Below are 10,086 nucleotides of genomic sequence, written 5' to 3'. Positions count from 1 at the left end.
GTCCCAATTGGGACAATATCAACTTGGATACATTGAGACATTATCATATTGGAATCAGATTAGATATATTTCAATCGTCGGATACTATTGACTAACAGTAGGATATAATGTTAGATTATTAATCAGTTTATATATAAAGGAAGAGAAAAAATGATAAATACTTTCATGGAAATTGGTATATTAATTATTGGTTTTGTATTATTAATTAAGGGTGCAGATTTCTTTGTGGATGGAAGTTCTTCTGTCGCAAAAAGATTAAAAGTTCCTTCAATGATCATTGGACTTACAATTGTCGCAATGGGTACAAGCTTACCTGAATGTGCAGTCAGTGTTACTGCCTCAATGAGCAACAACAACGCTCTTGCAGTCAGTAATGTAGTAGGATCTAACTTATTTAACTTAATGGTTGTATGTGGTGTATGTACATTATTTGTACCTCTTGCAGTCTCTACAGATACATTAAAGAAAGAATTCCCATTCTCTATTATCTGTGCTGCTTTATTACTTGTATTTGGTTTAGATGGTATGCTAGGTAGAGTAGATAGTGCAATCTTTATTGTATTATTTGCAGCATATTTAGGATGGATGATCTATTCAGCATTACAGGCAAGAAACAAAGCATTAAGCGAAGACAATGATGAAGAAATCAAGCTATTACCAGTATGGCAGTGTATTGTTTATATTGTCGGTGGTGCAGCTGCCATTAAATTTGGTGGTGATTTCGTCGTAGAAGGTGCTACAGCTATTGCGACTATGCTAGGACTCAGTCAGAACCTTATTGGTTTGACTATTGTCGCTTTAGGAACAAGTCTTCCAGAACTTGTGACTTCTATTGTAGCTGCAAGAAAGAATGAAATCGATATGGCTTTAGGTAACGTTATTGGATCTAATATCTTCAATATCTTACTTGTATTAGGTATTGCCGGGGTAATTAGTCCTGTTGCGATTATTGCAGAAAACTTGATTGATACATTTATTCTCATTGTAGTAAGTACTCTTGTATGGATATTTGCATGGAAGAAGAAAGAACTTGTTAAATGGCAAGGTATTGTGATGCTTGCTATTTATACAGCATATCTTGTTTATATTTGTATGCGTTAAGAAGGCGATGCCTTCTTTTTTTTATTGGTTGCTTGATAGTTGATAGCGCAACTGGCAATATTAAGCTATATTTGAAGTGAGGAGGAAATTCAAAATGTCAATTTCAATGAATTTGTTATTAGTGCTTATACCTGCACTTATTATCTGGGGTGTGATCATCTATGTTGTTTACTTACTCATTGTCGCATTAAGAAAATATATTAAGTCAGAGCCAGTACGCAAAGAAAAGGAAGAGTATGCAAAAACACTAGGAGGTGTCATTAAGAAGCACCGTATGGAATGTCAGATGACTCAGGAATTTGTGGCAGAAACACTTGGTGTATCTAGACAGGCAGTCTCTAAATGGGAAAAAGGTTCATCTGATCCAAGTACAACTAATCTTATAGCGCTTGCAAATCTATTTGATATCACACCAGAAGAAATGTTGAAAGAAATACGATAAACTTTACAAAAAGACCTACCATTTTAAGTGGTTATTTATTATAATTGTGAAGTATTTTTTTTAAAATACTGAATTTAAAATTTAAGGGGAGTTTGTAGTATGATTCAATTTTTTAAAAACAACATCGAACCTAGAAAGAAATTAAGAACAGCTGAAATTATTGTTCTCATTGCATTAATATTAGGTTCAATTATTTCTCTTTGTGTAGGTCTTAAAGAAGTACATTCTAATCCTGGTAAAGTGGATTATGTACAAAGCATTGTAATGAAAAGAAATACACAGGATGAAGACTATAGTTCAGACAACACAGTATGTGATGTTACATATAGTAAAGGTGACAAACAGCTTGTTGTTTCTTATTCTTATGAAGAATATACACAGTTGAAGAATAAGACTATTACTGCTTATGAATTCAAGACAAGTAATGGAACTGATTTATACTTTGATCACAAAGATGTGAGTCAGAAAGAAGTTAAACATTCTTATAAGCAGGTAATGGCAAATAAGACTATGTACATCTTTAACCTTGCATCTTCTTTATTTATCTTAAGCTTATCATTGGCTTTAATGTTGTTATTCTCTAAACAGTTTACAACATATGAAAAGAGCTGGTTCATGTCTATCATGCTCTTAGCTACTATTTTCGCTGTTGCTTTCCCAGAAGAAAGTGCAAATGGTGTTAATGGTATTGTGATCATGTTATTGTATCTTTTAGATACATTCTTAAATATCTTATGTGAATTACTCATTTCTAAACAGTCTCGTTACAACTTCTTAGTATCTGTTGCTGTAGAAATTGCGGAAATCGCAATGTGTGTTGTATTAATGTATCGTTTTGCAACAATGGTAACTACATTATTCTTCTGGCTACCTATTGATATCATAAGTTATATCAACTGGTCTAAGCATAAAGATGAAGAAGAAGATGAATTGACAATGGTAAGAAAACTAAAAGGATATCAAGAAGTACTTGTTATTGTAGGTATCTTTGTATGGACTATCGTTGTTGGTTATTTCATCAGTGGTTTAGATATTGCAACTGATTTCTATACAAATAAGACATTAGAAACATGGATCATTTATATTGATGCCTGTGCCTCTGCAGTAGGTATTGCGAATGGTTTATTTATCTTCTTCAGATTAAGAGAACAGTGGATTGCATGGTATATCTGTGCTGGGTTAGAAGCTATTATTAACATCTTATCTGGACAATATGTATTATTAATTCTTAAACTTGGTTACTTCACTAATACAACTTATGGTTATATTAAATGGACTAAATATATTAGAGAACACCAGAAAACAAACGAAAAACTATCTTTATTCTAATTAAATTTCTCTATAACTTGAGAGTAGCTCATAAAACTGCTACAATAAGAACGTAAAAAACATAAAGAAACAGGAGTGATTATTATGGCAATTGCTGCAGGAGATTTTAGAACTGGACTTACATTAATCGTTGATGGCGATCCTTGGGTTGTTTTAGACTTCCAACATGTAAAACCAGGTAAAGGTGCTGCTATCTTAAAGACTAAGATGAAGAACTTAAAGACTGGTTCTACACAGGACAGAAACTTCAACGCTTCAACAAAATTCGAAGCTGCTAACATTGAAAAGAAAACAGCACAGTACTCATATGAAGCTGATTCTACTTACTATTTCATGGATATGGAAACATATGATACTTATGAATTATCAGAAGAACAGATCGGATTCAATAAATATTTCATCGTAGAAGGAAGAGAAGCATCTCTTATGTTCTTTGAAGGTGATTTATTATCAGTATCTATCCCAGAAAAAGTTGAATTAACTGTTGTTAAGACAGACCCAGCTATTAAAGGTGCACCATCTAACCAGACTAAGGATGCTGTCACTAATACTGGTCTAACATTAAGAGTACCTCAGTTTATTGAAGAAGGCGAAGAAATCGTTGTCTTCTCATCTGATGGAAAATACGCAGGAAGAGCTTAATATAAGCTCTTTTTTCACATATGAATAAAGTTGTACTTGTAACTGGTGGTGCTCAGGGGATAGGGAAAGCCATCATATTAGAACTTGCGAAAAACCATTATGATGTAGTAATCAACTACCTTACTTCTAATAAAGCAGCGGCTTTATTAGAAGAAGAGATTAAAAAGAATTATGATGTACGTGTAATGACTGTTCAAGCGGATGTATCAAAGGAAGAAGAAGTGGATGCCATGATTTCTTTAATAGAGAAAAAATGGGGTGGTGTTGATATTCTTATTAATAATGCTGCGGTTGATTTATCCAATCTCTTTCATCTTAAGACAGCAGATGAGTTTAGAAAGACATTGGATGTGAATGTCGTAGGGGCATTTAATTGCAGTAAGCGTGTCTATAGACATATGCTTGATCAGGAATATGGACGTATTATTAATATTTCTTCTACCAATGGTATAAATACTTATTATCCAATGTGTATTGATTATGATGCCTCTAAAGCGGCATTGATCTCATTAACACATAATCTTGCCTTTGAATATGGGCCATATATTAATGTGAATGCAATCGCACCAGGATTCATTGGAACAGATAATGAACTAGATGGATATGATGAAGAATTCTTAAAAGAGGAACAGGAAAAGATTATGGTGAACCGTTATGGTAAACCAGAAGAAGTGGCTTATCTTGTGAAGTTTCTTATTAGTGATGAAGCGAATTTCATCAACAATACAATTATAAGAATAGATGGCGGTCAGAAAGGCAGCTGTTAAAAAAGGTCCTGAAATCAATCAGGACCTTTCGTGTTATTTCTTTAAAACATTTGTAAGGGCGAATAGAATAGAGAGTTTACTATATTCTAATGTCAAACCACCCTGGATATAAAGTGTATAAGGTGCAACAACAGGTGCATCTGCACTTAATTCAATTGTACTACCAGAAGTAAATGTACCAGCAGCCATTACTTCATCATGAGGATAACCAGGCATTGGTGCAGGCATAGTGGCTACAAATGAATCAATTGGAGAACTATTCTGAATAGCCTGTGTAAATTTTACTAGGTTTTCTTCTGTACCAAGTTCTAATGTCTGAATAATATCAGTTCTTTCTTCATTGTATCTTGGAGAGACATTATTAAAGCCTAACTTTTCTAACATATAAGCACTAAATACAGCACTCTTTAAAGCATTCTTTACGGCATTAGGAGCCATAAATACACCCTTGAAGAATGTATTATTCATATTGAAGTTAGCTCCTAGATCTTTACCAATACCAGGTGCAGTTAATCTTTCAGCACACATAAAGATTAAATCTTTTCTACCTGCAATATAACCACCAGTAGGAGCAATACCTCCACCTAGGTTCTTCATTAAAGACCCTACAACGATATCAGCGCCGATATGTCCTGGTTCCTTCTTTTCTACAAGTTCACCATAGCAGTTATCTACCATGATAATAACATCCTTATTGACTTCTCTGATCTTAGTAATAATACGTTCAAGTTTAGAAAGTGTTAAAGATAAACGTGAAGAATAACCCTTAGATCTCTGGATTTCTACAAGTTTAACATCATTCTTTTTTAAACGTTCTACGATTTTATCATCATCAAAATCATTATCAACTAGATCAATCTGTTCATAAGATACACCATGAGCCTTTAATGACTGACTAGATTCTCCTGAAATACCAATCATTTCCTGTAAAGAATCATAAGGTGCTCCAGATAATGAAATCATTGTATCACCATGCTTAAGTAAAGCCGATAAAGTTAAATAAAGCGCATTTGTACCACTCATGATTTGTGGTCTAACTAATGCATCTTCGCATCCAAGAATAGTTGCGAAAATAGCTTCTAGCTTATCTCTTCCTGAATCATAGCTGCCATATCCATTCATGTCCGCAAAATCAGAATAGCTGACATTATTCTCAATAAATGCAGAAAGAACTCTGTTTGAGTTATAGAAACAAACATCATCAATCTTTTCATAAATGTCTTTTAATACAACATCAGATTCATTCGCAATTTTTAATAAGTTTTTATCTATTTGTTCTAATATCATAATCTTTCTCCTTTGAATACCTGTGCTATTATACACCAAATACACCACTATTTTAAAGAAATTCACAAACTCTTAGAATTTTAAATCCTTACAAATAAGATGATTTGTTAAAGGATTGTTTTGCTCTGTTTACTCTGTTCAAGAAATCTATTAGAATATCTAATGAAAGGGGTTTACATATGTATAAGGTAATAGAAGTAAAACAGAGTATATTTGAAGATAATAATAAGGATGCAGATTTATTAAGACAAGAATGCAAAGAGAAGGGTGTTTTCTTACTTAATATCATGTCTAGTCCGGGTTCAGGAAAGACAACCACATTATCACGTACTATTGAAACAATCAAAGATGAAGTGGATATTGGTGTGATGGAAGCAGATATTGATAGTGATGTGGATGCGCACACTATTAGCCAGTATGGTGTACGTACAATACAATTACATACAGGAGGCATGTGTCATTTAGATGCGGATATGACAAGACAGGGATTACATGAATTAGGAATGGAAAATCTAGATCTTGCAGTATTAGAGAATGTAGGAAATTTGGTATGTCCTGCGGAATTTGATACAGGTTCCTCTTTAAATATTGCGATATTGAGTGTGCCAGAAGGGGATGATAAGCCTTTAAAGTATCCACTTATGTTTGAAGTATGTGATGTAGTACTTATTAATAAGGTGGATGTTCTTCCTTACTTTGATTTCGATATAGAAAAGTGTAAAGAGAATATTCATTATCGCAATAAGAATGCAAAGGTGTTTGAAATATGTGCAAAAAGCGGAGAAGGAATCAAGCCTTGGTGTGATTACCTTTTAACACGTATAAGAGAATGGAAGGAATAAAACAATGGCCTATAGAGATAATATTGATAGACTTGCAAGACGTATTACAGATCGAATACCAGTGAAGTTCAAGAAACTTAAGGAAGATGATCCTGAATACAAATGTTTAAGTGAAATCTTGAATGATGAACAATGTAATTTATGTTTGTTTTTTGAAGTACGCAAACCTATGTCCTTTGAAGAAATTCTTAAAAGAACAGGCTGGGAAGAAGAACGTGTTGAACGTGTATTAAAAGAAGTATGTGATATAGGGATGATTGAATATAACTGGGAAAATGAAGATCATCATAAACAATATGTGATGCCTCAGTTCGTCCCTGGTTCTGCAGAATTCATGGTTATGAATAATGATTTAGTCAAAGAACATCCAGTTGTGACTGATTTCTTCGAACAGATGACAAGATTACCACTAGAAAAGGTTACTCCAATGGTGCCTCCAGGAGGGGCTGGTATTGGGATGCATGTTATTCCAGTAGAAAAATCGATTGAAGCCAATCAGGAAGCGGTGTCTGTAGAAAAGATTTCTCATTGGTTGAATAAGTATGATAAGTATGCTTTATCTCCATGTTCATGTCGTAGACAACAAAGAGTTCGAGGAGAAGGTACAGGTGATATTGAAGCCGATGTATGTATTGCGGTTGGTGATATGGCTGATTATGTTGTAGAGACAAATAAAGGTGGTCATTACTGTACTTATGAAGATGTTATTGAAACATTAGAAAGATGTGAAAGAAAAGGGTATGTGCATCAGATTACAAATATTGATGGTGAAGATAAGATCTTTGCGATTTGTAACTGTGCAGCAGGTGTATGTAATGCCTTAAGAACAAGTCAGCTCTTTAATACACCAAATATGTCTGCAAGTGCTTATCGTGCACATGTGGATGTCAGCAAGTGTGTAGCCTGTGGTAAGTGTGTAGAAGTATGTCCAGTAGGAGCTGCAAAGCTTGGACAGAAGCTTTGTACAAAGAAGGGGCCTATTGAATACCCACAGGTAGAATTACCAGATATGATTAAATGGGGACCAGATCATTGGAATCCTGATTTTAGAGATACTGCCAAAGTCAATTGTCATGAAACAGGAACTGCGCCTTGTAAAACAGCCTGTCCTGCTCATCTTCCTGTACAGGGCTATATCAAGATGGCCAGTGTTGGACGTTACATGGATGCTTTAAAGCTTATTAAAGACTTTAATCCATTCCCTGCCGTATGCGGTTCAATCTGTAATAGAAGATGTGAACAGGAATGTACACGTGGATTATTAGATGCCCCTCTCGCAATTGATGAAATCAAGAAGTTTATTGCGGAAAGAGAACTTAATGAGGAAGAACGCTATATCCCATTATGTGAAAATGAAGAAGGTGGATTCTATCCTCATAAGATGGCTATTATTGGTGCAGGTCCTGCAGGTATGAGCGCTGCTTATTATTTAAGAATCAAGGGTTATCCTGTCACTGTCTTTGAAAAAGAAGAAAAGCCAGGTGGTATGCTTCGCTATGGTATTCCATCATTTAGATTAGAAAAAGATGTCATTGATGCAGAAATAGAAGTACTTAAGGCGATGGGCATTGAATTTAGATGTGGTGTAGAAATCGGTAAAGATATCACTATTGATGGATTACGTGAAGAAGGCTATGAAGCCATCTATCTTGCGATTGGTGCACAAGGCGGTAAGAAATTAAATATCTCTGGAATGAATGAAGAGTATGTTATGACAGGTGTTGATTTCTTAAGAGAAGTCAATAGAGAAGAAAGTAAAGATATGCTTAGTGGTCATGTGGTTGTCATTGGTGGTGGTAACGTGGCTATGGATGTGGCAAGAAGTGCTTTAAGAAGTGGTGCAACATCTGTTGACTTATTCTGTTTAGAATCAGAAAAATATATGCCTGCTAGCCCTGATGAAGTAGAAGAAGCCATTCATGAAGGTATTACTATGCATTGTGGATGGGGTCCTCAGGAAATCAAGGATCATACAATTACATTAAAGAAATGTATCTCTTTAAGAGATGAAACAAGTGCTTTTAATCCATCTTATGATGAAACACAAACAGAAAGTTACCCATGTGATTATGTCTTATTATCTGTAGGACAGGATATTATTCCGGTAGAAGGATTAGATATCAATACAAATCCAAATGGTACAATTCAAGCGGATGCTATTACTTTACAGACTTCTGTACAAGATATCTTTACAGGAGGAGATGTCTATACAGGTCCTCGCTTTGCGATTGATGCGATTGCTCAGGGTAAAGAAGCGGCTGAATCAATGCATCGTTATGTACATAAGGGTCATTCTTTAACTTTAGGTAGAGATTTACACCAGTTTACTCAGTTTGATAAAGATAACATCTTAATCACTTTAGACTTTGATCATTCAAAGAGACAGATTCCAGGTACTAAACAGGGTCTTGCGACGGAAACATTTAAAGACTTACGTTCTACATTTACGTCTGAACAGGTACAAACAGAAGCAAAACGCTGTCTTGGATGTGGTACAAGTGTGGTAGATCCTAATAAATGTATTGGATGTGGTCTATGTACAACTAAATGTGAATTTGATGCAATCAAGCTTACACGAGATATTCCAGAAGGAAGCAATATGGTAAGATCAGAAGATAAGTTGAAGGTCATTCTTCCTTATGCTGCAAAAAGACAGATTAAGATCTTACGTAATAAGAAGAAATAAAGATGCATGAATTAGGTATTGTCGTACATATTGTTAGAACATTAGAAGATGTTGCACAGGAAAACAGTCTCACAGATATCCGTAGGGTCACTTTACAGATAGGCAAGGTCAGTGGTATTGAACCAGACTATTTAGTAGACTGCTGGGAATATTATAAGAAGAAAGTGCCATTGCTTAAGTATTCCACACTTGATTATGAATGGATTGAAGCTATTACAATCTGCCATAACTGTCAAAATACTTATTCTACAATCGATTATGGCAGAGAATGTCCTTATTGTCATAGTGGGAATACTGTCTTACTGCAAGGCAATGAATGTTTAATTAAAGAAATAGAAGGAGAATAACTCCATACAAAAAATCCTCTCTGTAACACGAGAGGATTATTTTTTATGGATATCTTCTGTACCTGCTTTTATAGCAGTTTCATAATACCAGAGTTTATGGTCAATTGTTTCTAGTTGTTTTTCTAATTGTCGCATTTCTTCTAAGACAATCTCTTTTCTTCTCACAAAGAGTTGATAACGTTCTTCTAATGATTCATCACCACGTTTAACCATTTCTACATATTGTTGCATTTCAGAAATACTCATACCTGTATTCTTGAAACATTCAATAATACGCAGCATAGAAATATCTTTTTCTTTAAAGATACGATAACCTGATTCATTCTTTTCTAAGAAAGGAATGAGACCCATCTTATCATAATAACGAATAGTAGAAACAGGTAAAGACATCATTTCAGATACCTGCTTAATTGTATAAGTCATCGAATCACCTCTTTAATAGTATAAGAAATAATAAAAAAATATGCAAGGAATTGAGTCATGACGAAGGGACAACCCTTCATCAAAGATGAATGAGAAATTGCGAAATAAGTAAGTATTAGGAGTGTAAATTAGGTATTTACAAGAAAAAGTAAAATATTTCTACCCGAATTGCAAGCAGAAACTGGAAATAAGAAGATAAATTAGTTTTTGTAGAAAATAG

10 protein-coding genes are annotated in these 10,086 nt (G+C 34.4%); 8 read left to right on the top strand and 2 right to left on the bottom strand.

Annotation, left to right across the window (positions count from 1 at the left end):
- Window positions 1–150 precede the first annotated feature (150 nt).
- The 5 genes from DW269_RS11385 to DW269_RS11365 all read left to right on the top strand — a co-directional run bounded on the left by DW269_RS11385 (window position 151) and on the right by DW269_RS11365 (window position 4,281).
- Entirely contained in the window at window positions 151–1,101 is a 951-nt protein-coding gene (locus tag DW269_RS11385) for a calcium/sodium antiporter (protein WP_117460019.1), read from the top strand.
- Window positions 1,102–1,195: 94 nt separating this feature from the next.
- On the top strand, window positions 1,196–1,543 hold the full coding sequence (locus DW269_RS11380; RefSeq protein ID WP_117460017.1) for a helix-turn-helix domain-containing protein: 348 nt from the start codon (window positions 1,196–1,198) through the stop codon (window positions 1,541–1,543).
- A 99-nt stretch (window positions 1,544–1,642) separates the two neighbouring features.
- The gene (pnuC, locus tag DW269_RS11375) at window positions 1,643–2,872 is read left to right on the top strand and encodes a nicotinamide riboside transporter PnuC (RefSeq protein ID WP_117460015.1); all 1,230 of its coding nucleotides are present in this window, start codon (window positions 1,643–1,645) and stop codon (window positions 2,870–2,872) included.
- Between the two features lie 84 nt (window positions 2,873–2,956).
- A complete protein-coding gene (efp, locus tag DW269_RS11370; protein WP_055289480.1) occupies window positions 2,957–3,514 on the top strand; it encodes an elongation factor P in 558 nt (185 codons plus the stop codon).
- Window positions 3,515–3,534: 20 nt separating this feature from the next.
- Window positions 3,535–4,281 carry an SDR family NAD(P)-dependent oxidoreductase gene (locus DW269_RS11365; protein ID WP_117460013.1) on the top strand — a complete coding sequence of 249 codons (747 nt, stop codon included), beginning with the start codon at window positions 3,535–3,537 and terminating at the stop codon, window positions 4,279–4,281.
- Window positions 4,282–4,314: 33 nt separating this feature from the next.
- Here DW269_RS11365 and DW269_RS11360 read toward each other — a convergent pair whose 3' ends face one another.
- Complete coding sequence (locus DW269_RS11360) at window positions 4,315–5,568, bottom strand: methionine gamma-lyase family protein (protein WP_117460012.1); 1,254 nt, start codon at window positions 5,566–5,568, stop codon at window positions 4,315–4,317.
- Window positions 5,569–5,747: 179 nt separating this feature from the next.
- On the opposite strand from DW269_RS11360, the gene hypB reads away from it, so the two are divergent.
- From hypB to DW269_RS11345, 3 genes are read left to right on the top strand one after another with little or no spacing between them, the layout of a single operon-like run.
- Window positions 5,748–6,410, top strand: coding sequence for a hydrogenase nickel incorporation protein HypB (gene hypB, locus DW269_RS11355; protein WP_117460009.1), 663 nt, complete (start codon window positions 5,748–5,750; stop codon window positions 6,408–6,410).
- Window positions 6,411–6,414: 4 nt separating this feature from the next.
- Window positions 6,415–9,096, top strand: coding sequence for an FAD-dependent oxidoreductase (locus DW269_RS11350; RefSeq protein WP_117460008.1), 2,682 nt, complete (start codon window positions 6,415–6,417; stop codon window positions 9,094–9,096).
- A 2-nt stretch (window positions 9,097–9,098) separates the two neighbouring features.
- Window positions 9,099–9,443 (top strand): hydrogenase maturation nickel metallochaperone HypA, encoded by a 345-nt coding sequence (locus tag DW269_RS11345; protein ID WP_055234496.1) that lies wholly within the window; start codon window positions 9,099–9,101, stop codon window positions 9,441–9,443.
- 36 nt (window positions 9,444–9,479) lie between these two features.
- On the opposite strand, the gene DW269_RS11340 is transcribed toward DW269_RS11345, so the two are convergent.
- Entirely contained in the window at window positions 9,480–9,866 is a 387-nt protein-coding gene (locus tag DW269_RS11340; RefSeq protein ID WP_006505079.1) for a MerR family transcriptional regulator, read from the bottom strand.
- Window positions 9,867–10,086: the final 220 nt, after the last annotated feature.

Source organism: Catenibacterium sp. AM22-6LB (assembly GCF_003435615.1).
Taxonomy (GTDB): Bacteria; Bacillota_I; Bacilli_A; order Erysipelotrichales; family Coprobacillaceae; genus Catenibacterium; species Catenibacterium mitsuoka_A.
Note: the sequence above shows the minus strand (reverse complement) of the source record. Positions and strands in the feature narration are given on the sequence as shown.